The organism is Cupriavidus gilardii (genome assembly GCF_008801915.1).
Taxonomy (GTDB): Bacteria; Pseudomonadota; Gammaproteobacteria; order Burkholderiales; family Burkholderiaceae; genus Cupriavidus; species Cupriavidus gilardii.
Map to the genome: position 1 here is coordinate 426,870 of NZ_VZOV01000002.1, position 25,900 is coordinate 452,769.

The following is a 25,900-nucleotide window of genomic DNA, read 5'->3' on the forward strand; positions in this document are numbered from 1 at the left end:
ATCGAGTCCCTCGGCAACGCAGTTGTTTAAATCTGCATTGCACAGCAATTAACACGGCAATATGGAGCGGCCATCCGGCGCGTTTTTATCGGAGCTCCTGTCTTTCCGGCTGTCGGAACGACGCGCTCGGACCGCATTGCGCAGATTCGCCCGTATTGGCCCGGTCAAGCCAGCGCCAAGTCAACGATGACGAAGGAAGCTCGCCCATCGCCCGATGTCAAGGCGGTCGATGCTCCACCGCCCACGCGTTCCTACCCGATCACGCTCTGGCTGACCGGCCTGAGTGGGGCCGGCAAAACGACGCTTGCCAGGAACCTGCAGCGATGGCTGTACGACCGTGGCATCACGGCCTTGCGCGTGGACGGCGACGAGCTGCGCGCCGGACTGACCAGCGATCTCGGATTTTCCGCGGAAGAGCGCCACGCCAATGTCCGGCGCGCTGCGCATATGGCGAAGCTGCTGAACGATCAGGGCGTACTGGTTCTGGCTTCGCTGATCTCGCCTGCCGCGCGCGATCGTGAAGCGGCGCGGGAAATCGTGGGTGCGGATCGATTTGCCGAAGTGTACGTTCACGCGGATCTGGAGCGCTGCCGGCAACGCGATCCCAAGGGCCTCTATCGCAAGGTCGCCAGCGGAGACATCGCGCAATTCACCGGCATCAGCGCACCGTACGAGCCTCCGGTCGCCCCGGACTTGACCGTGGACACCACCACCACAAAGGTCGAGGAATGCGTCGAAGTGCTGGCCGCTTTCCTGGACGGTCGTCTTTCCCGCTAGACGAAGTCCATCCATGCCTGCCGATGAGGAAAGCGTTGCCGATTCGCCGAGACTCGCCAATGCCGGGCGCTAACAAAATCCTTCGCGCATCCCTGGTTGCCCATCATGCACGCACCGATCTTTTTCATTCATCCGCCCAAGAGCGGCGGTTCTACCGTCATTTCCTTCTTCGAGCTGAATCGAGGTGAACGCCAGTTTGTTCATTTTGAATGGGACCGGGATCCGGAATGGCGTACCAGCCTGGGACGATTGGTGAAAACCGGAGTAGGCGGCGGCCATCATCCGTTCGGCATGCACCGGTTGCTGAAAAAGCCGCTGGCCTATTGCACCATTCTGCGCGATCCGCTGGCGCGGCAGATTTCGCACTACTGGTATGCCTTCAATGGCAAGAACGGCGAGGTCGAACGCGGCGCCAGCGTATCGACGGTAGAAGCCATGGTCCGGCGCGGCGAGATTTCGCTCGACGAATGGGTGGCTGGATCGTACGCCGGCAAGAATCTGTACGTTCATATGCTCAGCGGCGATCCGGCATTGAACGAGCACAGCCTCGACCTGGCCCGATATAACCTGCGCCACCATATCCCGGTCGCCGGACTGTGCGAGGACATGAGTGCGTTTCTGTTGAGATTGTGCGGAAGGACAGGCTTTGGCCTGCCCTTCTACGCTGAAACCAACGTGACCAACATCTCGGGCAGCCGCAAGCAACAGCTCAGCGAGTCGGCGCGCGAAAAATTCCTGGCGGACAATGCGTGGGACTACGCGCTGTACCGGGATGTCCGCGAGTCGAACGACCGCGACAAGGCCGCTGGCGGCGAGCTGTTCGACAAGGCATTGGCCCTGGTCCGGACCGTACAGGCGGAACTGAACAAGGTCGAGAATCCGCACGAACATGCGTCGATGATCTTCGGCTACGACCACGCGCACCTCGGCAAGCTGCGCGATATCGCGCTGAGTTTCGACCTTGCCCCGATCCGCGACTATATCGAGCATAGCCAGCGATCCATCGCCGCGCCCGCGGACATCTACGAGGGCTTCGTCGACGCCGTGGGGGAGAACATGGTCAGCGGCTGGGCAATCAATCTGACCCGGCCAGACCGGCCGGTTTCCATCGAAGTATGGAGCGGGAACGAGGTGGTAGCGGCCGGAACGACTGGCGGGCCGCGTCCAGATGTCGCTGCCGCGGGCTATGGCAGCAGCAACACCGGCTTCTCCATCGCGCTCCCGCCGCTGCACGGTACGGCGTTCCGCGTGGCAATCGCGGGCGCCGGCGACCCGCTAGGAAATGCAGGTCCTTGGCGCCAGGGGTGGCATATCGGCTAACGCCACCGCCGCCTGCCTGCTGCGGGCGGCGGCACGCGCCGCGGGCAGCCTGTTCAGCCCGTCCTGGACCACGACCGCTCGCGCACCGGCTGCAATGTCGGCCGTACGCTCGGCGTATATTCGACGATCCAGCGGCGCAGGTCGCGTCGCACCTCGTCATCGGAAGGAATGCGCCGCTGCATCAGCCACGGCAGCACCTCGCTGAGCAGCTCCTCCGGCACCTCCCGCGCCCGGGCAATACGCAGCTTGTCGTGGGGCGTTGGACGGGTGGTCTCGTCATCCATCAGCAACTCTTCGTACAGCTTCTCGCCGGGCCGCAGGCCCGTATAGACGATCCGGATCTGGTTCTCGTCGAAGCCATACAAGCGAATCAGGTCGCGCGCCAGGTCGGCGATCTTGACCGGTTGCCCCATGTCGAGCAGGAAGATCTCTCCGCCCTCGCCCATGCTGGACGCCTGCAGCACCAGCTGGGCTGCCTCCGGAATCGTCATGAAATACCGGATGATCTCCGGGTGCGTGACGGTAACGGGACCACCGCGGGCAATCTGCTGCTGGAATTTCGGAATCACGCTGCCGGCGCTGCCGAGCACGTTGCCGAAACGGACCGTTTCCAGCTGGGTCGTCGAGGTCGTCTGCTGCAGCGCCTGGCAGACCATTTCCGCAAGGCGCTTGGAGGCACCCATCACGTTGGTCGGATTGACAGCCTTGTCCGTGGAGATCAGCACGAAGCGCCGGACTCCGTGGTCGATCGCGGCACGCGCCACGCGGTAGGTGCCCAGCGTGTTGTTTCGGACCGCCTGCCAGGTGTTGAGCTCCTCCATCATCGGAACGTGCTTGTACGCGGCAGCGTGGTAGACGATGTAGGGAGCGAAGCGCCGCATCGTCTGCTCCAGCAGTAGCGTGTCCTTGACGTCTCCGACCACCGAAATCACATTGAGCCGCGGGAAGTGCTCGTGCAATTCCTCCGCGAGTCGGTAACTGGCGAATTCCGAGATCTCATAGGCGATCAGCGTGGCCGGGTGGAACCGCGCGATCTGGCGGCAAAGTTCCGAGCCGATCGAGCCGCCTGCGCCGGTGACCATGACGGCCCTGCCTTCGAGCAACTGCGCGATGTGCGGCGTGTCGATCGTCACCTCTTCGCGGCCCAGCAGGTCCTCCAGGTCGATCTGCCGCACGCGCGACATGAACGGCTGACCCTGGGTCAGCGGCGTCAGCGCCGGCAGCACCAGCGCACGGACATTGGCGCGTACGCACAGGCGCGCCACGCGCCGATGAATCGGGGCGGGTGCCGACGGCATCGCGATGATCACGTGCTCGATCTTGTGGCGCTCCGCCACTTCCTTCAGATCGCTGATGCGGCCGAGCACCTTGTAGCCATGGATCTCGCGCCCGAGCTTGCGCTCGTCGTCATCGAGCAAGCCGACCAGCCGCCATTGCGGCGACCGGCGCAACTCCCGGGCCAGGCTGGCGCCGGCCTCCCCGGCCCCCAGCAGCAACACCGGCTTGCCTTGGCCGATCAAGCCGCCATAGCGGTAAAACTCCTTGGTGGCACGATACGCCGCCCGGCTTCCGCCCATGATGAAGAACAGCATCACCGGCATCAGCAGCAGCACCGAGCGCGGGATCGGCGGCGACGGTTGCAGCATCGTGGAGGCGACGGTCACGACGATGGCACCCGCGACGATCGCCTTGGCGATGCGGAACAGGTCGGGCAGGCTCGCGAACACCCACATGCCAAGATAGAGGCCGAATACGCGGAACATCACCGCGTACACGGGAACGACCCACGCGATTGCGGTCAACCCGCTCTCGCGGAAATCGTCCGGCGGCATGCCGTTGAAACGGATCACGTAGCAAAGGAGCCACGCAACGGCCACGGAACCGACATCGAAGGCGAACGCGGCCAGCGACAACCAGCGCGCACCCACGCGTGAGGCTTTGAGAATCGGCATCTTGGACATCTCTCGGTAAATCTAACCGGACTTGAATTGACGCCAGCGACGATCGATCGTCACACCAAGACCGATCAGCAGCAATCCCCATGTCACCATCACCGCACCTGATTTCCAGCCGGGCATGTCGACCGACATGACGGCCAGAATTGTACCGACCAGCATCAGCACATACCACCGCAGCACCACACTGCGATGGCCGGCGGCCATCTGCACCATCCGTTGATAGTAGTGCGTCCGATGCGCTTCCCAGAAGCGCTCTCCATTGAGCAGCCGCCTCAACAACGTCACGGTCGCATCTGCCACGAAGGGCCCGAACACGAACGCGGGAAACCAGAACGGCCAGGCCTGTTCCCGCCAGCCCCAGTAACCGAGTGCCGCGGCCAGGAAGCCGAGCGGCACCGAGCCGGCGTCGCCGAGAAACATGCGCGCCGGCGGATAGTTGAAGACCAGAAAGCCGGCGGCGGCCGCCGCCACCGTGATCGAGGCAATCGCCAGGTCCGCATGTGCCGGACCGGCGCCAACGGCGTAGGCGCCAAAGCCGATGACTGCCATGCCTCCCGCCAGGCCATCCGCGCCATCCATGAAGTTGTACAGATTGACCGCCCACACGACGGCAACCGCCAGCACCGGTGCAAGCATCCACAGCGCGGATGGCAGCGGAAGCAGCCACAGCAGCGTGGCTGCCGCACCGAGATGCGCCGCGAAGCGGTAGCGCGCCGGCATACCCCATCGATCGTCGGCCAACGACAGCATGCCGAGTGCCAGCGCGAGTCCGGCCAGTGCGCTCAATGCGGGGGCAAATACGGCGATCGATATCGCGCTGACAAGCGTCACGCCGACGCCCCCGACGCGCGGGGTCGGACGCTGATGCAGCGAGCGCGCATTCGGCACGTCCAGGGCCAGCCGCCATGCGAGGCCGGTACGAAGCAACAGATAGAGCAGCGCCGCATTGGCGATGAAGGCGAGAGCCGCTGGCGGCAGCAGCAGGCTAGCGAACGGCATGCGCGATCTCGCCCGTGGTTTGTTGCCGATACCAGTCCGCCGTCTGCTTGAGCGCCTCGCGCAGCGTCAGTGGCGGTCGCCAGCCCAGTTCGCCGACGATCCTGGCGCTGTCGACCCGCAGCGGCTCGACCAGCCGCGCGACGGCATCGCGCCGGCCCGTCAGGGCACCAGCCAGCTTCAGCAGCGTCAACGGCACCGGCAGCAGGCGGGCGGGCCGGCCCAGCGCGTCGCCCATCAGCCGCGCCAGTTTCGCGACCGTGACGTCCTCGCCGTCGCAGACATGGAAGATCTTGCCTGCGGCGGCGGGGTGGCGCGCACATGCCAGCAGCGCATCGGCCAGATTGTCGACAGCGACCAGACTGCGCGGCGCATTGGCGCATGCCAGCGGAAGCGGTACGCCGCGAGCCACCGCGCCAAGCAGACTGCGAAAGTTCGCCCCGACCTCCGGGCCGTAAACCAGCGGCGGGCGCACCACCGTCCATTCCATTCCGTGATCCCGGCACAGCTCAACCAGCGCTTGCTCGGCTTCCCGCTTCGATATGCCATAGGGATCGACCGGCGCCGGCGTATCGCTCTCCCGCAGCGGACGCCCGGGATCGGTTTCAGCCACCGCCTTGATGCTGCTGACATAGACGAAACGCCGTACGCCCGCCCGCGCCGCGGCACGGGCCACGCGCAGCGTGCCTTCGACGTTGGTTGCCCGGAACGCGGCAAGCGGATCGGGCGCACGATCGCGCATGACATGGACCCGTGCCGCCAGGTGGATCACGCAATCCGGCCGCAGCGAGTTCGGCCACACCGCGTCGATATCGGCGAAGTCGTCGGCGACGACGAGGTAGCGCCGCTGCATTTCCGGCCGCCCTGGGCCACTGCGGACCACACAGGTCGTTTGCGCATGGATGGCTTCCAGCGCGCGCAACAACGCCGCGCCAACGAATCCGCCAGAGCCGGTCAACAGAACATGGTCCATCGCGCCTCCATGATTGCCATCCTTGCGTAGACGCACGCTAGGCCCGCTGCGTGGAGCGGCCCGCCGCGCAAGCCGCCACGACTTCTTGATACAGATCGCTGTACGCTCGCCCCAGCGCAGCGCCGGAGAACAGCTGCTCATAGCGGCAGCGCGCGGCGCGGCCCATTCGATCGGCGAGCGCGCCGTCATCCAGCAAGCGGGAAGCGGCCGCCGCCAGTTCGGAAGGCGATTCCGGCGGCACCACGAAACCCGTGACGCCGTCGGCATTGACATAGGAAGTGCCGGTGCCGATCTCGCACGAGACCATCGGCCTGGCGAACATCGATGCCTCCACCAGTACCATGCCGAATGCCTCCGACCGCAATTGCGAAGCCAGCACGAGTGCGCGGCAGCCACGCAGCAGCGCGGCCTTTTCCGCATCGGAGACCTGGCCCGCGAAGACGACGTTGGCGGCACCCTTCTGCGCCGCCAGCGCGCGAAGCCGCTCCATCTCCGGACCGGACCCGGCGATGACGATATCGCCCGCGATGGCCGGCGCCGCCTCGATCAGGGAGTGCAGCCCCTTGTAGTAGCGCAGCACCCCCAACGCGAGCAGGAACGGCCGTCCGCTCAGGCCGAAGCGCTGCAGCAGCGATTCCGCCTCGCCGGCATTCGGCGCCGTATCGGCCAGATCCGCCATGCCGAGCGGGATGACGCGCAGCCGCTGCGGTGCGACATTGGCCTTCAGCACCTCGCTGGTCCGGGCATAGGCTGGCGATGTCGCGACTACCGCGTCCATCGCGCGCAACGTGCGACGCATCAGCGGACCATAGACCTGGCCCAACATCCGTTGGCGCACGATATCCGAGTGGTACGTCATCACCGCGGGACGGCTGCTGCCGCCGAGCAGATGCAGGACGTCGCCGAACGGCCAGGGAAAGTGAAAATTCACCACATCGGCCCAGGCCGCTGCCCGCCGATAGCGCAGCACGGACCCGATCCCGCCGAGATCGCACGACGCCGGCGCCGCCCAGGAGCGGCTGCGCAGTACCGTCCCTTCGGGCAGAGCGATCTGCGATGGCGCGGGTTTCGGAGAAAGCGTGAAGATGCGGCTCTCGACGCCGTAAGGCTGGCAACCGAGCGCGATCTGCCGGATGGCTTCCTGCAGCCCGCCGGGCGGGTCCGGGAAATACGTCCGATACACGTGCAGCACCCGCAGCGGCCGCCGCCCGCCCTTTGTCACGATGGAGGCGCCCATCATCGCAGGCCTCATAGCACCGCGGCCAGCGCGGCGGCGCTCGCCTCCACGTGGTGACCGCGCATCACGTCGTCAAACGCTGCATCGCGGATCCGGTGCCGAAGCGCGCGGTCCCCGGCAAGGCGCTCGAGCGCGTCCACCCACTCCTGAAAGTCGTTGCCAACCAGCAGCCCGGTGCGTTCCGGCACCACGCAACCCTGATAGATCGGTGCCGACGAATAGATGCCCGGGACGCGCGCGGTACCGTAGTTCAGATACTTGAAGGGGTTCTTGCATGCGTTGAACTCGGCCGCCTCCACGTCCTCGCTGCCGCCCAGCGGAGTGATCGCGAACTGGTAGCGGCCTGAAACCAGCGCGCGCATGTAGTCCGCATACGGCATCCGGTTTGTGAAATGCAGGAACGGCAACGAGAACATCTCCGGAAAGGGGTCGCCATAGAAGTCCAGCGCGTAGTCCGGATGACGCAGGAAAAAGACCTGGAGCGCAGTCAGCAGCATGTCCTTCGCGCTCTGCATCTTCAGGAAGTCTGCGTTGGTGAAGACGATGCGCGGCGGCATCGCTTCTTCGACCACGCCCGCCGCATATTTCTCCACCCACATGCCGTTCGGCACCAGCACAGGTTCCGGCACATAGGGCCGGACCTTGTCGAGCAGGACGGTGTTCGCCACCGTCACGACGTCGCACAGGGCGAGAATCTCGCGGATAAGCGCGACCTTGCTGTTGTGGGCCTGCGCACCGCTATAGCTCGGAAACGAAAAGATCCAGTCGTCGATGTCGTAGACGACGCGCACGCCGCGGGCCCGGGCATGGCGGACAAGGTCAAGCGCGCGCTGAGAGCTGTGCTTGCTCAGGATCAGCACATCGGCCCAATTGACGCCGTTGCGCGCCGCTTCGTCGTTCTCGGAAATCGCCGTGAAGACCAGCTGGCCGCGCGACTCCATGAACTCCAGCACCTCGGTGATACGGGCCGCGACGGATAACGACGGCACGCCCTGTGCCACATGCGATTCGCGATGCAAGGCGACGACCTTCACGATGCCGCCCTCCCCCGCGCGCCATGGATGGCGACCGGCAGGTTTTCCAGCGGACCCAGCGCGAAAGCAAGCAGGCGGCCATGCCATACATCATCGCCGCGCACCATTTCGATCGCCGACAGGCTGGCATGGGCCGGCAGGAAGGCCGGAAAGCGCTCCATCCCCACGCCGTGGATATGCTGCAGAATGCAGGAAATGGGGCCCGAATGGGCCACCACCATCAGGGCATCGACCGGCCGTGCCAATTGCTCGTCGAGCCAGCCCAGCACGCGCTGGTTCAGCGCGAGATGCGACTCGCCACCCGGATAGCGGTTGCCCGGATCGGCATAAAAGTCCGGACATTGCGCAAGAAAGCGAGCGAGCTGCCAGTCGGCAACTTCGCCGGCATCGGTCTCGCCCAACCGGGAGTCGACTTCCCAATCCGCGGCCGGCATCAGCAAGCGGGCAGTCTGCTGCGCGCGACACCACTGGCTGGTCATGTACCGATCGGCCACGATGCCGGCATGCGACAACCACGCCGCCATGCGCTGCGCCTGCGCGACCCCGATGGCGTCGAGCTCGTCGGCTGTGGTGCCGGTGACCAGCCCGGCATCGTTGGCCACGGAACGGCCATGGCGGACCAGATAGAGCATCATCTGGCAATGCTCCGCAGGATGTCGATCAGAGGATTGATGGCGCCGGGAAGGCAGAAGCGCCGCATGTCATCGACCAGCGAGGTAGTATCGGCGGGCAGCGCCAGCACCTGATCGACGGCAGCGGCGATGGCCTCGTCGCTAGCGGGATCGGCATAAACCGCATGATCGCCAAAGTGCTCGCGCGACCAGGCCGAATCGCTCAACAGCAGACGGCAGCCGGACAGGCCCGCCTCGATAGCGGACAGCCCCGGCGGCTCATGCGAGACCTCGATATAGAACAGCGCTTCCTGCAGCGCGCTGCGGACGATTTCAGACTTTTGCGGCAGTCCCTTGATGAACAGCACGTTGTCGCCGCCAGCCTCGCGACATTGGCGGAAGTACGCTTCCTCGCGGCTGCGGCCGACCAGCACCAGGGGAATGCCCTTTTCGCGCAACACGCGAATCGCGGCCAGCTGGTTCTTGTTCGGCTCGATCACGCCGAACCAGATCGCGTAGCGATCCAGACCATACAGGCTGCGGAACAGGCCTTGTGGCGCTCGTTTGATGTAGGCAGCGTCGGCACCGACCGTGACGCGGTGCTCCTTCTCGGCCGGCAGGCGGAAGCGCTCGCGGAAGTGCGCGAGTTCTGCGTCCGACTTGAAGATCACCGCGTCGGCGAGATCGACATGCCGATTGACCAGGTCGACCGGCGCGTTGCCGATGTCCCGGACCCACAGATTGGGCCACAGTGCCACCGGCTTGCCGGTCGCCTTCAATTCCTGCAGCAACTCGATACCGCCTCCGTGCACCGAAAAATGCAGCACGACATCGTAGTTGTCCATGTCCCTGGAATAAGGACCGTAGATGTCGACGATCAGACCGCGCTGCTTCAGGCTGTCGGCCACCGAGAAGATTTCGTACTCGCCGCCGCCACGCACCAGAAACGCCTGGTGGTAGGTGGTGATCAATACACGAGGATCGGACAAGATGATATCCAGCTAGAAGTTGTTGGCCTGGCGCGGCACCGACAGCACAGCGGCGAGGGCCTTGTCGTCGGCCTGCGCCAGCACGGCCGCCGCGCGCCGCTTTCCGGCTTCGATCATGGCGGCACGGCGCCCCGGGTCGCGATGCATCTGCAGGATCGCCGTGCGTGCCTCCTCCAGACGGTCGAACGAGACGGTGGCATCGGCGCCGACCTCGCTCGCGGCAGTACCGGAGCGCACGAAGGTCGGCACGCCCAGATGCATGGCCTCGAGCACGGGCACGCAAAACCCTTCGTGCTGGCTGACGGACAGCATGGCGCCGGCGCGGTCGAAGCGCGCGAACAGGCTTTCGTCATCGATCATCCCGGTGATCTCGACGTGCTCGGCCACGCCGCATTGCGCCGCGCGCTCGCTCAGGAAAGCGAGATAGACGCCGTTGGGCGCGCTGCCGACGATTTCAAGCTTGGCGTCGACACCGCTTTCCCGGACCATCGCCAGGATCTCGATCGCATCCTCGACCCGCTTGTGCGGAACGACCCGTCCCACCACGAGCAGCGTCAATGGGCCGGTGCGGTCGGCTCGCCCGGCAGGGACATGCCGGAACAGCGGCATATCCGGCCATACCGGCGGAATCACCAGAATCTCGTCGGCCCGCAGATGCGGCGCGAGCGATGCCGCAGTCAGCCGGGAATTGGCCATCACCAGATCGAACTGCCGCAGCAGCGGATACTGCTCCAGCGAGCGTGCGCACAGATCCGCGGTGACGGGCTCGAATTCGCGCAGCAGCTCTGGCTCCGTCACGCCGTGGAAGTAGCACAGTTTGCGATTTCCCAGCGCGAGCAGGCGCTCGAGCATCGGGTCGTAAATCGAATAGCTGACCAGCAGCGTATCTTGCGGCTGAATCTGCTCGAACAGCATGTCCAGCGGCTCGACGTCGCCCGTGAAGTGTTTCGCGCAGGCGCGCGCCGGGATGCCCAGTCGCTCGGCGGCGCGGGCAATACCGAGGCAGTGATTGCCCACGGCGTCGCCGATGTGGATGTCCGGTGCGGCGATGAATAGCGTCATGCGCCCTCCTTGCTCGCTGCGTTCAGTTGCTGCAGCCGTTCGAGATAGTTGCGCCCCACCGCTTCCGGCGAATAGTGGGCCAGCACGAAGTGCTTGCCCGCCAGCGCACGCTGCCGGCGCTCGCCTTCGTCCTCGACACAGCGCCGCATCTGCGACGCCGCCGACTCGACGTCGGCATCCCACCAATGCTGACCGTCCGCGAATGCATACTCGCCGGCACCAACTGCGATGGCTTCGCCACCGACCATGAAGGCCGTGGTGTCGTTGGTAAAGTCCGTGTTGCCCGAGAACGCCGATACGATTACCGGCTTCTCCAGCAGCATGGCTTCGGCGATATTGCGGCCAAAGCCCTCGGCACGATGCAGCGACACGAAGCAATCGCAGACGGATTGCAGCCCGATCACCGCTTCGCGCGCAATGGCTTCGGAGATGATGGAGACACGCGGATCGTCGCGGCACAGCGCCAGCACATCGTCCCATTGGCTCGGCGCACTGCCCATGTTCATCGTCTTGAACAGCAGGTGAACACCGCCGGTGCCGGGCGGGAACGCCCGCTGGAACGCCTTGATCACCGCCAGCGGATTCTTGCGATGGACGCTGGAATTGCCGTCCAGGATATTGAGGAAGACGAACGCGTCCTCAGGCAGGCCGAACTCTGCCCTGGTGTAGGCACGGCTCAACGGCGGCAACGCGACTGCCATCGGCATGACAAGCACTGGCTTGTCGGTGGCACCGCGCATTGCCTCGGCGGTGAAACGGGTACTCGACCAGATTTCGTCGACGAGTTCCAGCGCCAGCTCCATGCCGCGGGGGTAAGCCGGCAACTCCCACTGCCAGCAGCCGATGTTGTAGCGGTCGCCGAACAGTTTTTCGCCGGTGGCGCCCAGCAGCCGGATCGTCTCGTAATGGGGCAGAAACACGAGATTGGTGTTGTACAGCGGCGCGTCCACCTCATAGGCACGCAGAGACAGGTCCTGCTGGCGTGCGCCGATCGCCAGCGGGATAGCGGGCACGCACAGGTCCATATCGACGTGCCGCAGCGCCAGCGATGCCATTCTGACGTCCTCGCCGATCCCCAGTTCGCCGCGCCCGAAGCCCACGATATTGACGCCCCCGCGCAGGAACTTGCCGGTTGTCCCGCCGTGCGGCGGACGCCGGATTTCATGCGTCGGCGGCTCTTCGTCCTCGATATGCAGGCGCAGCTCGTACTTGCCGAAGTTGAACAGCCACAAGTTCAGCGCCAGGCGGCCTTCGGCCGTGCCGGTGTCGAACGCGTCCCGCAGGTCGGACCGTTGGGCATAGGCCGCTGCGGCGAGCGGATGCACTACGTCGCGCTCGTTGCCGGGCTGCGTCGGGTCGGAGATGCCGAGTGTTGCGTCGGTGGGCAGCAGCGCGCGGGGAACCGCGCCGCGCAGCAGTTGCTCGCTCCACCATGCCACCAGTTCACCGCGGCCCTCAGCCTGCTCCAGGGCCTTGTCGGTACCCGGCCCGCCGGCCAGCGCCGTGTACAGCGCCCGCATCGCCCGCGTAATGGGAACCTGCTGGTCCTGCGTCACGGTGGCGTCGGGCTGCTGCAGCTGGTCTCGGGAGATCAGCTGGGCCAGAAACGCGTTGCCCGGCACCTCGCGAATCCACCACGAGACAAAGGCCGCGCGCCCTTCCCTGTCCGCCAGATCGGCAAATTCGCGCAGATCGTCGCGGGCAGCGTGCAAGGCCTGCATGCCCCGCGTAATCGGCAGAGGCGCATCCTGCGCGATATCGCGCGCCAGCTCATGATAGAACGCGATTGGCAGGAAGCCGTCGAATGCCGGTGTTCCGGCGCCCTCGCGGATCCACCATTGGATCAGCTTGCCCCTGCCTTCGGGCGTGGCCAGATCGATCTGGTCGCGCAGATCCGTGCGCGCCTTGCAGACGGCATGCAGGCCCTTGGTAATGGGCAGAAGTGCGTCCTGCACGATCGCCGGGTCGACGGCCGCATACTCCTCAGGCCGCACGATGCAGATGGGTTGGGCTTCGTGGCGGCCGTCCAGCACCCACCACGACACGAGCCGCTCGCGCCCTTCGCGCGTGGCGGTATCCATGTCCCGCAAGTCCTGCCGCGCTACCCTGAGTGCCAGCAAACCGCGCGTCAGCGGAATGGCGGCATCCTGCTGGACCTGAGTGCACACCTCCGCGTACAGCGCCGCGGGCATGCACGTCCTCAGCGAAGGATCGTGGATCCCCTCGAGCATCCACCAGGAAAGTAGCGTACGCCGCCCGGCCTCGGTCGACAGATCCGCCTGCTCGCGCAAATCGTCGCGAGCCTCGCATAGCGCGTGCAAGCCGCAGGTGATGGGCAGGGGCTGGTCCTGCACCACGGTTTCGTCGACGCGCGCGTACATGTCGTCGCGCATGAAGCCGACGTAGCGCGCATCGCGCAGTCCTTCCAGCAACCACCATGACACCAGACCGTGCCTGCCGCCGCGGGTGGCCAGATCGAACGAGGCACGCAGATCGTCGCGCGCAAGATAGATGGCATGCAGGCCGCGCGTCAGCGGCAGCCAGCCGTCCTGCGGCAGCGTGGTATCGGGGCGCGCCAGCCAGTCGCGCTGTTCGCCATCGATCGCGACGCCCTGGTTCAGGTGGATGGCGGCGCAGTGCAGCGGATCGTCGAGATCGAACTGGGACCGCAGCACACGATTGCCCAGCCACAGCGCCTCGAGCACCGGAGTGCGGCCGAACGGCGTCTCGCTCTTCTGCCGCCGCTGGAACAGCGTCGCCAGACTGCGGTAATGCCGATGGTCGGAGAGATCCAGGCTGCGCTCGACGATGGGGTTGTCGAACAGATACCGGTTGCGTTCCTGCACCTGCTGGATTTCGTCCGGGATGCTGCCGGCGTCCTGCTCGAGCCCACGGGAATGCAGCCACGTATAGTCGACAATGCGAGCGCCGGTCTCGCGCAGCCGCATCGACAGCGCATGTTCGTCGACTATCGAGATTGCCTTCGCCTGAAAGCGCTGCAGGTTCTGCGGCGACAGTTCGAACACCGAATGCCATTTGCCGTGCGGCAGACCATCGCCGGTCAGCCATTCGAGCAGATAGGACTGGTAGTTCGCCGACAAGGGCGCGTCTTCACGGAAGGGGCGGTCGGACGAAGGCGCGAACAGCGCCTCCGCGCCAAACCGGCCGACGAAGCTGCCAAGCTTGCGAATGCGCTCGGGGACCGCAATCAGGAACTTGGAACAGCCCCACGTCTGGAAACTGCGTCCGAACTGCCGCACTGCGTCGGGATAGGCATCGATATGCGCCAGCACGACATCGTCGTGGCTCGCCGCATAGTCGAACATCTGCCGATTGATGTACGGATAGAAGCCGTTGTACTCGTTCTCGAACGCCGACGTCACGATATGTACGAGATCGTACCCGTCCAGCAAAGCGGGAAAGCGCGCCAGCGCGGTGTCCCAGCCGCTGAATTCGCGGCGCGAGTTGTCGCCGCCGATCATGACGATGTTCGGACCGAGGCTGACCGTCAGGTCCGTGGGCAGCGCCGTGTCGATCAGGACCGCATCGTAGTCGAGCCCTTCGATGCGCTGGTACAGCTGGCACAGCCGCTTGAATGCGCCCTGGTAGTCGGCATCGCCGTAGCGGACGAACAAGGTAAGCAGCTTCATTCTTCCATCTCCACTTCGAAGATGACCTTGTTCTGCGCCGCATTGGCCCAACCCGCGCGCTCCACGTCGAACTGATCGATCCGATAGAAGAACTCCAGCCGCTGCAGGCAGCGCCCGGCATCCGCATCGCGCAGCGATGCGTCCACCAGCGCGAGCACTTCGCGGGCAGCCGCCTCCCAACCGAAGACCTGGGCGGGCCGTCGCGTCTGGGTCCGGCAATTCGTCCAGTAGTCCTTGCGCTCCAGCACCTCGCTGACGGCACTCAGCAATTCGGTCCGCCGCGAGAACGGCACGATGCCATCGACAGGACTGACGCGCGTCCGTATCTCGTCAATCAGCTGGCTTTGCCGCGCGATCACCGGCTTGCCGAACGACAGCGCCTTCAGCACGGGAAGACCGAATCCTTCATAGAACGACGGGAACACCAGGCACGCGCATTCGCGGAACAGCGTATCGACCGCTTCGTTGGACAACATGCCCGATGGCAACTGCTCGACGTTGGGGTATTGCTCCCCGACCTCGCCGAGAACGCGGATCCGTGCCTCCGGGAAGCCCGCAGCAAGCACGCGCACCGCTTCGTGCAGGCCCTTGTGGTAGTACTGGTTGCCGACCACCAGCACATACGGCTCGCCGTCCGGCGCGTCGCCCCCTGTTGGCGGTGCATGGTATTCAGCCGGATCCAGCGAGCAGTAAGAGATGGCGCTCGGCACATCGCGCGATGCCGGGAAGCGCTCGTGAAACGCATTGCGCGTATAGCCGCTGTTGAAGACGAAGCCGTCGGCATAGCTGGCAGCCGCCCGCCATACGCCATCGATATGCGGCATGCGGATGTAATGGCAGTCCCAGGCGATGGCGTCCATGATCAGATACAGATTCACGGTCGACCGGCGCGCCTGGTCGCGCAGTTCGCTGAAGCTCCACGGTTGCGACAGACGGATGGCCGCATCGAAGATGGCATCGTCGGGCATCGTGTGGATCAGGGCATCCGGCATGGTCCGATCCAAACCGTGGAACTGCGCGGCCTCGGGAAGCACCCAGAAACGCGGGGCCACCGACACACTTTCGGCGAGCCGGACAATCGGATCAAGCAGCGAAAGGATGTGCTGCGCGGTGCCGTTGTAGCCGGGCGCGAGGTTGCGGATATCGAACAATACGGTACGCATTGCTTTCGGCTTGAGCCGCTGCCACAGCAGCGCCTCCCAGCGCTGCTCCGGGAACTCCGCACGGCGCGCAATGGCGCGCGCATAGTCGGCCGCCCGTTCGATCGACGGCGGCTGCGCCGCACCGGGATAGGGCGCGGACTCGGCGGCAAAGAACAACGCGCGGTTGCAGACCACGGCACTGTATCCGCGGCGGTTGGCACGGATGAACAGCCGCCCGAGCGCATCGCCCAGCCGCTCGTCCTTGCCGTCGAGCCGGCCAAAGTGGTAAAGCATGTCGCCCCGCACGAGTACAGGCGCGCTAGTGACAATGCCACCGCCCCAGCGCGACGGCAGGGCCTGCAGAAACGGCGCGAGGGGTTCGCGGCTGGCCAGGGCCTCGTCCCCGGACTGGCGCGGGATGGGGGCCGAGCCGCCGATATTGGTGCGCGGCACGGCAAAGCCATACAGCGGATCGGCTTCCAGCGCCTCCAGCAGCCGCGCGACCGCCTCCCCGTCGAATGCGTATTCGGGCGCGGTGAACAGTACCGGCGTGCCGGCTTCCGCCAGCGGATGCACGACGCGGTTCAACCGTGCGATGTAGTCGCCGGCGTCCCGCACCGGGATCGTCTCGATCATCGGATCGTCAGAGATCGGCGCGGCGCCCGCGGGCACGAAGACATGGACGCGCTCGACGAGCTGCCGCAGCGGCGCATCGGCCAGTGCGCCATGGCATGCAACGGCCTGCTGCTCGGGACGCGCGGCTTCGGGCAGGGTAATGACGATGGCGATCTTGCTGGTCAAGCTGGCACCTGTTCGATGTCGTGGTTGCGGCACGCGTCAATCCGGCCGGTCAGGGCGGAATACACGCTTTCGGAACCGAAATGTTGTTCGATGAAGGCGTGGGCGGCCTGCTGCAGCGCGACGCGCTCCGGCTCCCGCGCCAGCAGCGCTACGATCTCTCGTGCAAACGCGACCGCGTCGTGGACGATCACCGCCGGCACGTCGCCGAGCTCCCGGAGTCCGTCCGCTGCGGAAGGCCAGGCCACATGCGCCTTGCCCCATGCCAGCGCCTCGATGGTCTTGATCTTCAGGCCGGTACCGACGCGGCAGGGATTGACCACGACCGCAGCCTGCTCGTACTCCGCCTCGAGGCTCTCGACAAAGCCGAGCAGCGATACGGTCGGATCGTCGCAATGCACGAACTGGCACACCTTGCCGATCACGCGAAGACGCGCGCCGGGACGCGCGGCACGTACCAGCGGCCACGTATAGTCGAGGAAGTCCTGCGTTCCCTTGACGTTGAATTCGTTGCTCGATGCGACGATCAGCACCTGGTCGGGCACCACCGCGGCGGGATCGCCATGATGGATATCCAGATCGAACGAGGTCAGCAGCGCCTCGACTTCCGGCACCAATTGCCGCAGCTCATCCTGTTCGGCCTTCTGGATCGCCAGCACGATGTCGGCGCGGCGGAGCAAGGCGCTTTCCTGTGCCTCGGTCAGGCTCAGGCTGTAGTTCTTGATCCCATACTGTTCTACGGTCTTCTGCTTGCGGCAGAACAGGTCATGGGCGTCGATGATCTTCAGCGCATCCCCGCATTCCGGCAATTCGAGGATACGGCTCATGAAGACGTATTGGGCGATCACCACGTCCGGACGGACCGCGGCCACGATCGGTGCCACTTCGGCGGCAAACCAGTCGGGGCAGAAGCCGTCCTGGATGCGGGACAGTTCGGCGTCGGCAAAGTCGGTGTCGACCTGCACCGGCTTGGCCATGGTGCCTCCGGGCCGCGGCAGCACGATACGATTGTCGAACACATGCAGCTCGTCGACGACGTCGCGCAGACCGAGGATGCACTGATTGCTGACTTCGGTGTCGCCCAGCGGCTTCAGCACCAGCGTGACCGCATATCCCTTGCGCCGGAACCACGACAGCATCTTGTAGATGCGGATCTCGTTGCCCGCCGCGGGCGGATACGGCATCACATGGGTGACCATCAGGACGCGCGGCTTGGCGCTGCTCTGCGGGGTGGAAGCGAAACGGGGTTTCATCATCGTTCTAATGGCGTATGGCCGTTCTGTGTATCTGCGCGTCGATCGGCATGCGTTACGCCAGCTGCCGGTAGACATCGCGCAACGCCGCCGTCGTGGACGACCAGGTGAACGCCTCCGGCCGGAACGCGGACGCCGCGGCGTTCGCCTGTCCCGGCGCGCCCGCGCGGCCACCGTTCGACAGCATGGTGCGCATCGCGTCGGCGATCGCGTCGACCGACGCCGGGTCCACATACACGGCACGGTCGCCAAAATACTCCTGGCACGACCCCTCCCGGGTCAGCAGCAGCGGCGCGCCCTGGGCCGCAGCCTCCAGCGCCGCAAGACCGGGAGTCTCCAGCGTACTGGGCAGGGCGAACAGTTCGCATGCGGTGTACGCGGACAGCAGCGTTTCGTCGTGCGGCATCGGTCCCAGGTAGCTGACCTGCTCGCCGCCCTCCTCCAGCACCCGGCCCGCGTACTGCGGATCGCGCTGATGACCGATCAGGACCAGGCGGAACTGCGGCAGCCGCTTCATGGCGCGCACCAGCGCCAGTTGATTCTTGCGCGGCTCGATATTGCCGACGTTCAACACGAACGGACCGTCGATACCGAAGCGTTGCCGGAATCCTTCCGGGCCGACCTTCTGCAGGAAGAACTCGTCGATGCCGTTGTAGACGGTGGCAAACTTCGAGCGCGGCAGGTCCAGCACGCTGGCCAGCATGTCGCTCTCGATGTCGGAGTTGGTGACGGCCCGGTCGGCGAGCGCCAGCTGGGCACGAATCTCGTCCACCGGGTAAAGATGCCGCGTGCCTTCGGTGATCCACAGGCTGGTCGACACGACCAGCGGCAAGCCCAACTGCTTGACGAAATGGCAGAAGTGCACCGACCCGCCGATGCACGAGAAGAAGTGGACCACGTCGTGCTCGAGAAAACGCGGCGCCCATTGGTCAAACAGCGAAACGTCGACGCCATGCGCGGGCAGGTGCTTGCGGTAGGCCAGCAGCTGGATCTCACCCCCGCCTGGCGTGTGGAAGGCCATCGGGTAGGTGGCGAACATCACCTTCATGGTCTGGCCTCCAACGTACGGACGCGTTCGAGCATGCGCACGGTGCGTGCCCGCCAGGTGTTGTCGCCGACAAAGCGCCGGGCCTCCTCCTCGCCCAACCGTCCTCGCCCCAGCTGGCGCTCGATCGCCGCCTCGAACGCGTCCGCGTCCGCGCCGATTTCCAGGCCTGCCGGACCGTCCTCGGCGAACGCCAGCGGAGTCGACACGACCGGCAGGCCGGCCGCCAGGTATTCGAAGAACTTCATTGGAAACATCGATCTGGTGTAGTCGTTGATCAGTGTCGGCAGCAGTCCGACCTGCATGCCGCGCAGATAGTCGGGCAATTGCGCATAGCTGCGGTAGCCCAGCAGATGCACGTTCGGCAACGCCGCCAGCGCATCCACCAGCGGGCTCTGTTGCCCCTCGCGCTGCTCGCCGATCAGCACCCAGTGCCACTCCGGCCGCCGACGCGCGACCTCCAGCAGCAGCGCGAAGTCGACCTTGAAATCGGACAGCACGCCGTGATAAACCAGGCGCGGGGTCGGGATGGCCGCGAGGTCGTCGGGCACCGGTCCGGCCGCCAACGCCTTGCCGAAGTGGCGATCGTCCGCGACATTGGGCAGAAAATACGTGCGCGGATTGAACGGGCGACAACGGTCCTCGAGCGCACGAGCGGTGACGAAGACCGCGTCGCACGCCTGCAGCAAGCCGCGCTCGGCGGCCTCGAACGCTGCCACGTCGACGCCCGGCACCGCCGACAGATCGTCGACGCAGTGGTAGACCAGCGCACCGCGCGGCACGTCCGCGATTGCGTTCTGCATGTACGGATGGTAGGTCCACACCAGCGGGCGCGCGAAACGCCTGGCCCGCAGGAATCGCCTCAGCGCATGCCGCAGCAGGGCCTGATTGATCCAGCGCACCACGGGCCAATGATGTTTCGCCGGCACGATCAGTGGCGACAGCACCCAGATATTGTCGCGGCGCCGTGGTGGACCGATCAGCACCGACTGCACGCCGCGCCAGAGGCGTCGCCACAGGCGCTTCCAGTCTCGTCCGCTCGCCATGCGGGGCCTGCGCAGGCCCACGCTCTCGATGTACAGGACCCGCCAGCCGAGGCCGGCCAGCTCGCATGCCATATGCTGCTTGTTGGTCCAGTAAGGCTCGTCCCAATCGGCGGTGGAGAACAACACGCAATCGCCCGCTTCCGCGCCGGCTACCACGGACGCGGATGGACGGGCGCTCGCCGTTTCAGGCGTGTCGATCGCCTCAACCACCGAAGTCCTCCATCGGCCGACCCAGCAGGCTCGCGACCACGCGCGCCGACGCGCGACCGTCGCCATATGGATTGGCACGATCGCGCAACGCAACGACACGCTGCGGGGCATCGAGCCAGTCCGCAACCGCCGCGCTGATCGACCGCGGGTCCTGGCCCGCCAGCGTCGCAAACCCGGCATCGACGCCTTCACGCCGCTCGGTATGGCTGCGCATCACGACCACCGGCACGCCGAAGGTCGGCGCCTCTTCCTGGATGCCGCCCGAATCGCTGACGACCAGGTCGCTGCGGCTGATCAGATAGAGACTGGTCGGATAGTCGACCGGCTCGACCAGCGACAGATTCGGAACGCCGCCCAGTTCACGCAGCACCGGCCCGCGCACCGCCGGATTCAGGTGCACGGGGAAGATCCAGCGGTGGTGCGGATAGCGGCGGCACAGCTCGCGCAGTGCGGTACAGATACCGAGCATCACGTCGCCGAAGTTTTCGCGCCGATGGCACGTGACCAGGACCTGCGGACCGTCATGGCGCAGCTCGGGGGCCAGCTCCGGTATCCGGCCCGCCCAGCCGGCGCGCACCATTTCGATGGCGTCCACGACGGTGTTGCCGGTCGTGACGATCGTATCGGCGCGGACGCCTTCGTTCAGCAGGTTGTCCCGTGCCGATCTGGTCGGCGCGAAGTTGCGGGCGGCGATGCGGCCCAGCAGGCTCCGGTTGGCTTCCTCGGGAAAGGGACTGGCCAGATCGCCAGTGCGCAGGCCCGCCTCGACGTGCCCGACGCGTACGCCGCGATGGAACGCCGCCAGGCCCGCGCAAAAGGCCGTGGTGGTATCGCCCTGCACCAGCACCCAGTCGGGCCGCTCGGCGGCGATGGCGTCGTCCAGCTCGGCCAGCAGGCGTGATGCCAGACCATTCAGCGATTGGCCGGGCCGCATGCAATCGAGGCCAATATCCGGCGACAGCGCAAAATACGACATGGCCTGCTCGAGCATCTCGCGGTGCTGACCGCTGCTGCAGACCGTGACGTCGACCGCTTCGCGCAGGGCCGCGACGACAGGCGCGAGCTTGATCACCTCGGGGCGGGTGCCCATCACGACCATGACTTTCATCGCGATGCCTCCCATCCGGTCGCGCACATCCGGCGGCCGTGATACTCGATCGCGAGTTGGAGTCCGTTCGATGCGCCGACCGGCACGGCGACACGATAGGCGCCCTCTTCCTCACGCACCGACGCCTGCGCCCGATATTGCAGGAAGTCCATTGCCGCCTCTTCGTGCAGGAAAAGCGGCGACTGAGCGCGCGCGCGGATATGTGCGATCAATTGTCGATGGGCATCGATGCGGGCCGCTTCATCGGCCCAGCCATAGGCATACCGCGCGGAGAAGGGGTGATCGAGATAGCCGAACAACGTGCCGGTGGCATGAGCACGGTCGAAAGCCTCACGATAAACGGCCAGCGGATCGCCTTCCGCGAGCAGGCAGTCCCCGTGAAGCATGCATTGCTGGCTGTGGCCGACAAAGCCTGCCGGCAGACCGGCCAGTTCGCCGCCCCGCGCCAGAACGAATTCGGGATCGTTGCGGATGATGCCGCCGATGCAGCCGGCATAGCCCAGATCGGCCAATGCGTGCAGGGCGTAGCGCGGAGTCTGGTGAAACGGCGAAACCGCGTAGCGGACCTCGCGGCCGGTCACCGCGTGCAAGCGGTGCGCCGAGGCCCAACCTTCGTGCAGCGCCGCTTCATAACTGCCGCCCCATTGCGGCGCGTGCGTCGCGGTATGCGACAGCACAGCCCCGCCGTCGGCGATCAGCTCGCGCAGCAGCCCGTGCTGGCGCTCGTCCGCCAGCGTGCTGGTATGCACCGCCAGCGAAAACGGCACGCCGGCCTCGCGGTAAGCGTCCCACAAAGGGCGGGCCGACTCGACGTCTTCGTCGCAATCCAGCCGCGACGTAATGGCGGCGTCATGGCCCCAAGGCACTTCGGACAGCACGGGATGGCAGGGAAGCGTCTCCGCCCCGTGCGCCGACACGAATTGCTCGACGATCCGCCATTCCCAGGAATCGCATGGGCCGGCGGCGCGATTGAACCACAGCACGCTGGCGTCGTCGCGCCGTGCCAGCGCGGCATAGCTGCCCTGGCGCCGGCCATCGATTTCGATCGCTGCCAGTTCGTCTGCGCCGGTATCCATACCGACCGCGATGCTCCAGCACGAACCGTCCGCGCGGATCGCACCGTAGCCGAGGTTGTTCCACTCGTCGGCAAAATCGAAGCGCTCGAACGGTCGGTGCCATGCCGGCAAACCCAGCGCCGCGGCCGCAGCGCCATAGCGCACCGCGGCACGGCTCGCCGCCATGCCCGAACGCGGTGCCGGCTCGCTGCGGCTGGCCCGTTCGAGCGCGTCCGGCAACGCGGACGGTTGCCAGCCCAGATGGCGTGCCAGCACGTCCGAGATACGGCCAAGCACGATCAGCTTGCGCCTTCCCCGAGCCAGCCACGCGATCAGGTCGTCCGTCCAGGCGTCGGGCATATCGACCGCTACCAGGGTCGAGACCGATGCGAGCGCGCCCCGCGACAAAGCCGCCGCCTGTGACGCGCTGACCGAACGGCGCAGGGCCGCGAGCACCAGTTGCCCGGTTGCCCGCGCGGGATAGGGAAAGGCGACGCCGATCATCCAGTCACCACATGCCTGAACTTGGCGCGGGATCCGACCCGCACGAAGTCGTCATGGCCGACAAACGCCACGGTGAAGGCATCGCCCCAGAACGCCTTGAGCTTGGCCATCGTGTCGTCCGCGCTGGCCCAGGGCTCGAGGACGATCCGGAGCGTCGGCGGCGAAGTGCGCAGGTCGATCTGGAATTCCTGAATCCCGCCGACCCGGTGATCCAGCATGTCCTGGATATGGTGGGTCGGGTGATCGACGCCATTGATCGGCACGACGTCGTGGATGCGGCCGACCACATCGGTCAGATAGAAGCCGGTCGGAAGTTCCTCGACGCGAGCCAGGTCGCCGGTGGCATAGCGCACCAGCGGCATCAGCCGGTTGCGGAAACCGGTGAACACCAGTTCGTGCGCACCGTCCGCATTGTTCTCGACCGTGCGGGACTCCGGCCATCCCTCCGACTCCAGCACCTGGAAGCCCCCCTGTTCTCCGTCGAGCTCGTACGCCATCACGCCAAGCTCGGCCAGACCGTAGCGATCGACCACCCGGCATTGCAACGCGGCCGCAATGGTCTTCCTGGCGTGGGGCTCCAGCAGCTCACCGCTGGACTCGAACACTTCGAAGGTCTTTCCACCGCCGTATCGGCGCTGCACATAGCAGGCCAGCGCATAGATGGTCGACGGATGCGCATGGACCAGATACGGCCGGCGCCGCTGCAAGGTACGCCAGATCTCTTCCAGACCCACATCGTCGATGCGATCGAAGAAGATGTTGCTTCGGTTATTGACGAAGCATTTGAAGTCTTCACGGGACGGCCATTGCGGAACCGCCATATCGGGAAAGCGACAGGCGAAATGCAATTCCGATCGATGGCCCGACTTGCCGATGCGCTCGCGCGCATAGCGCGTGACGGCCGACGAATAATCGGCCGCTTCCTGATCGTAATAGATAGTGCAGGACAGCCCGGTCGACCCGCCTGTCTTGCACGCGTGGTGCCGCAGTTCGGCCAGCGGGCGCGACAGCATGCGTTCGCCCTGCTCGCGGATGATGTCCTTGGTCAGGTAAGGCAGGACCTCGAGTCGGCGCGGATCCTCGGCGGCACGCTGCGGATCGAAACCGACCTGGCGGAACAGGTCCCGGTAGTACGGCACATGGGTGCCGGCGAAGGTCAGGATGTCCCCGAGCCGCCTCTGCGCAATCCGGCGCCGTTCGGCCATCGGCTGGGCGTAATGGCGGCGGAGCTCCGCCACCTTCGGCGTGACGCTGCGGCGCTCCCGCCGTTCGGCGATCGGATAGCCGATATAGCCGCCGACCACGCCCTTCAGCGTGCGCAGCGGCTGGCGAGCAAAAACGAGTTCGCCATAACGAAGCAAGGGATGATCAGCTCGCATAGTAAATGTCATGTCGCTCATAGGGCTGACCGCACTGTGTTCGGGAAAGCCGCCGAAGGCGGGGCTGCGCTTTCCATGGCGCCTGTCGGTACGCAGGCGTCCTTGTAATCGATATCCGACGACGCGCCTTAGCCGACCGAGCTGGCAGCCAGGCCGGCAACCGCCGTTGCCGCGTCCTCCTCCCTGGCGGGGGCTGCGGCGACCACTGGCTCGTCCGAGACGATCCGGCCGTGTTCCATCTTGATCTGCCGATTGCAGACTCGCGCCACCAGCTTCGGGTCATGCGACGCCAGCACCAGGATCGAAGCCTTGCCGACCAGCTCGTCCAGGCGCTTGGCCGCCTTCAGGCTGAAGTCGGCGTCGCCCACGCTGAGCCATTCGTCCATGATCAGGATGTCGGCCTCGACACTGGTCGAGATGGCGAAAGCCAGCCGCAGCATCATCCCGCTCGAGTACGTGCGAACGGGCAGGTTCAGGTAATCGCCAAGTTCGCTGAACTCGGCGATCTCGTCGATCTTGCTTCGAATGCGCGCGGGCCGCAGGCCGTCGAGAATGCCACGCAGATAGATGTTCTCGAATCCGGTCGCGTCGGGGTCCAGTCCCATCGACACGTCAAGCAGCGAGGCGATCTTGCCACGCGTATGCAGTTCGCCGCTGACCGGCGCATAGACGCCCGACAGCGTGCGCAACAGCGTGGTCTTGCCGGAGCCGTTGTGGCCCACCAGTGCGACCCGCTCACCATCCGCGAAGCGAAAGCTGAGCCGATCGAGCGCGGTCACGATCGCGTGCTTGCCGGCATCCTGCCCGATCCGGCCGCCCGTGGTCAGGTTCAGCACGGCCTTCTTCAGAGAACGGTGCGAGTTCTCGTAGATCGGAAAGGCGACGGAGATGTCTTTTGCAACGATGGATGAGGTCACGGTGTTACAGCCAGTATGGAACGCGATTGCGGTATCGGCTCATCAGATACTGCGCGAACGCGAATCCCAGAATCAGCAGACCGAACGACCAGGCCCAGGATTCCCAAAGCATCGGCCTGCCGGTAATCGGCGCGCGGATTGTCTCAATGAGGTGATACAGCGGGTTCATGTGGGCAATCCAGGAGCGATCCTTCAGGATCTCCGGCATCCACATCACGGGCGTGAAGAAGAAAATCACCTGAACCAGGTTCGTCACGATCGGCGGAATATCGCGGAAGCGGGCGCACAGCACGCCAAGAGCGACGCCGACCCAGATGCCGTGCAGCAGCAGCATGGCCAGGCCAATCGGCACGAGCAGGAATTCCCATGTCGGCCAATGACCGAAGCCGACCATCAGGATGATCACCACCGGCAGGCTGTGCAGCAGGATGACGAAATTCCGCCACGCAATGCGGCACACATGGACGGTCAGCGGGATGCGTATCTGCTTGATCAGATAGGCCGACCCGATGAACGCGGTACACCCTTCGTTGGCGACCGAGGCCAGGTATTGCCAAACCACCAGGCCGATGGCCAGGTACGGCAGATAGTCCGAGATTTCCTGCTGCAGCAGCGTCGAGTAAAGCGCCCCCAGCACGATCACCATGATTGCCGTGCTCAACGTGAACCAGAACGGCCCGATCACCGAGCGCCGATAGCGCTGGCGGATGTCATGCCAGCCCAGCGTGCCCCAGATGCGGGACGCACGCATGCCCACCAGCATGTCGTCGCTATGACTATGCCGGGTGATGTCGTCGGTGTCGTAGCTGTGTTCAGCTGCTGCGGTTTCCGCCATG

Annotated in this window: 20 protein-coding genes; 2 read left to right on the forward strand and 18 right to left on the reverse strand. The window is 65.5% G+C overall.

Annotated elements, in window-relative coordinates:
* Positions 1–186: 186 nt before the first annotated feature.
* Entirely contained in the window at positions 187–777 is a 591-nt protein-coding gene (gene cysC / locus F7Q96_RS04785) for an adenylyl-sulfate kinase (RefSeq protein ID WP_226994825.1), read from the forward strand.
* 105 nt (positions 778–882) lie between these two features.
* Complete coding sequence (locus F7Q96_RS04790; protein ID WP_053821188.1) at positions 883–2,097, forward strand: sulfotransferase family 2 domain-containing protein; 1,215 nt, start codon at positions 883–885, stop codon at positions 2,095–2,097.
* 53 nt (positions 2,098–2,150) lie between these two features.
* On the opposite strand, the gene F7Q96_RS04795 is transcribed toward F7Q96_RS04790, so the two are convergent.
* The 18 genes from F7Q96_RS04795 to F7Q96_RS04880 form a co-directional block, all read right to left on the reverse strand.
* Positions 2,151–4,058 (reverse strand): polysaccharide biosynthesis protein, encoded by a 1,908-nt coding sequence (locus F7Q96_RS04795; protein WP_082371399.1) that lies wholly within the window; start codon positions 4,056–4,058, stop codon positions 2,151–2,153.
* Positions 4,059–4,070: 12 nt separating this feature from the next.
* Positions 4,071–5,054: an MraY family glycosyltransferase gene (locus F7Q96_RS04800; protein ID WP_053821187.1), complete on the reverse strand. Its 984-nt coding sequence runs from the start codon at positions 5,052–5,054 to the stop codon at positions 4,071–4,073.
* Positions 5,041–6,024 carry an NAD-dependent epimerase/dehydratase family protein gene (locus tag F7Q96_RS04805; RefSeq protein WP_053821186.1) on the reverse strand — a complete coding sequence of 328 codons (984 nt, stop codon included), beginning with the start codon at positions 6,022–6,024 and terminating at the stop codon, positions 5,041–5,043. The genes F7Q96_RS04800 and F7Q96_RS04805 overlap by 14 nt, the downstream gene beginning before the upstream one ends.
* A 37-nt stretch (positions 6,025–6,061) precedes the next feature.
* The gene (locus F7Q96_RS04810) at positions 6,062–7,222 is read right to left on the reverse strand and encodes a glycosyltransferase (RefSeq protein WP_053822993.1); all 1,161 of its coding nucleotides are present in this window, start codon (positions 7,220–7,222) and stop codon (positions 6,062–6,064) included.
* Positions 7,223–7,272: 50 nt separating this feature from the next.
* Positions 7,273–8,262, reverse strand: coding sequence for a glycosyltransferase family protein (locus F7Q96_RS04815; protein ID WP_211923500.1), 990 nt, complete (start codon positions 8,260–8,262; stop codon positions 7,273–7,275).
* A 29-nt stretch (positions 8,263–8,291) separates the two neighbouring features.
* Positions 8,292–8,930, reverse strand: coding sequence for a histidine phosphatase family protein (locus tag F7Q96_RS04820; RefSeq protein WP_053821185.1), 639 nt, complete (start codon positions 8,928–8,930; stop codon positions 8,292–8,294).
* Entirely contained in the window at positions 8,927–9,895 is a 969-nt protein-coding gene (locus F7Q96_RS04825) for a glycosyltransferase (RefSeq protein ID WP_053821184.1), read from the reverse strand. The genes F7Q96_RS04820 and F7Q96_RS04825 overlap by 4 nt, the downstream gene beginning before the upstream one ends.
* Positions 9,896–9,907: 12 nt before the next feature.
* Positions 9,908–10,957, reverse strand: a complete 1,050-nt coding sequence (locus tag F7Q96_RS04830) for a glycosyltransferase (protein WP_053821183.1) — start codon at positions 10,955–10,957, stop codon at positions 9,908–9,910.
* On the reverse strand, positions 10,954–14,607 hold the full coding sequence (locus tag F7Q96_RS04835; RefSeq protein WP_151022190.1) for a glycosyltransferase: 3,654 nt from the start codon (positions 14,605–14,607) through the stop codon (positions 10,954–10,956). Before F7Q96_RS04835 ends, F7Q96_RS04830 begins: the two co-directional genes overlap by 4 nt.
* On the reverse strand, positions 14,604–16,550 hold the full coding sequence (locus F7Q96_RS04840; protein WP_053821179.1) for a glycosyltransferase family 4 protein: 1,947 nt from the start codon (positions 16,548–16,550) through the stop codon (positions 14,604–14,606). The genes F7Q96_RS04835 and F7Q96_RS04840 overlap by 4 nt, the downstream gene beginning before the upstream one ends.
* Positions 16,547–17,803: a glycosyltransferase family 4 protein gene (locus F7Q96_RS04845; protein WP_053821178.1), complete on the reverse strand. Its 1,257-nt coding sequence runs from the start codon at positions 17,801–17,803 to the stop codon at positions 16,547–16,549. The genes F7Q96_RS04840 and F7Q96_RS04845 overlap by 4 nt, the downstream gene beginning before the upstream one ends.
* A 52-nt stretch (positions 17,804–17,855) precedes the next feature.
* On the reverse strand, positions 17,856–18,848 hold the full coding sequence (locus F7Q96_RS04850) for a glycosyltransferase (RefSeq protein WP_053821177.1): 993 nt from the start codon (positions 18,846–18,848) through the stop codon (positions 17,856–17,858).
* A complete protein-coding gene (locus tag F7Q96_RS04855) occupies positions 18,845–19,963 on the reverse strand; it encodes a glycosyltransferase (RefSeq protein WP_226994881.1) in 1,119 nt (372 codons plus the stop codon). Before F7Q96_RS04855 ends, F7Q96_RS04850 begins: the two co-directional genes overlap by 4 nt.
* A 130-nt stretch (positions 19,964–20,093) precedes the next feature.
* Positions 20,094–21,209 carry a non-hydrolyzing UDP-N-acetylglucosamine 2-epimerase gene (wecB, locus tag F7Q96_RS04860; RefSeq protein ID WP_053822991.1) on the reverse strand — a complete coding sequence of 372 codons (1,116 nt, stop codon included), beginning with the start codon at positions 21,207–21,209 and terminating at the stop codon, positions 20,094–20,096.
* Positions 21,206–22,768 (reverse strand): polysaccharide deacetylase family protein, encoded by a 1,563-nt coding sequence (locus F7Q96_RS04865; protein WP_053821175.1) that lies wholly within the window; start codon positions 22,766–22,768, stop codon positions 21,206–21,208. Before F7Q96_RS04865 ends, wecB begins: the two co-directional genes overlap by 4 nt.
* Positions 22,765–24,147, reverse strand: coding sequence for a phenylacetate--CoA ligase family protein (locus F7Q96_RS04870; protein WP_053821174.1), 1,383 nt, complete (start codon positions 24,145–24,147; stop codon positions 22,765–22,767). The genes F7Q96_RS04865 and F7Q96_RS04870 overlap by 4 nt, the downstream gene beginning before the upstream one ends.
* A gap of 128 nt (positions 24,148–24,275) precedes the next feature.
* Complete coding sequence (locus F7Q96_RS04875; RefSeq protein ID WP_053821173.1) at positions 24,276–25,064, reverse strand: ABC transporter ATP-binding protein; 789 nt, start codon at positions 25,062–25,064, stop codon at positions 24,276–24,278.
* Between the two features lie 4 nt (positions 25,065–25,068).
* Positions 25,069–25,899, reverse strand: a complete 831-nt coding sequence (locus F7Q96_RS04880) for an ABC transporter permease (RefSeq protein WP_053821172.1) — start codon at positions 25,897–25,899, stop codon at positions 25,069–25,071.
* Position 25,900: the final 1 nt, after the last annotated feature.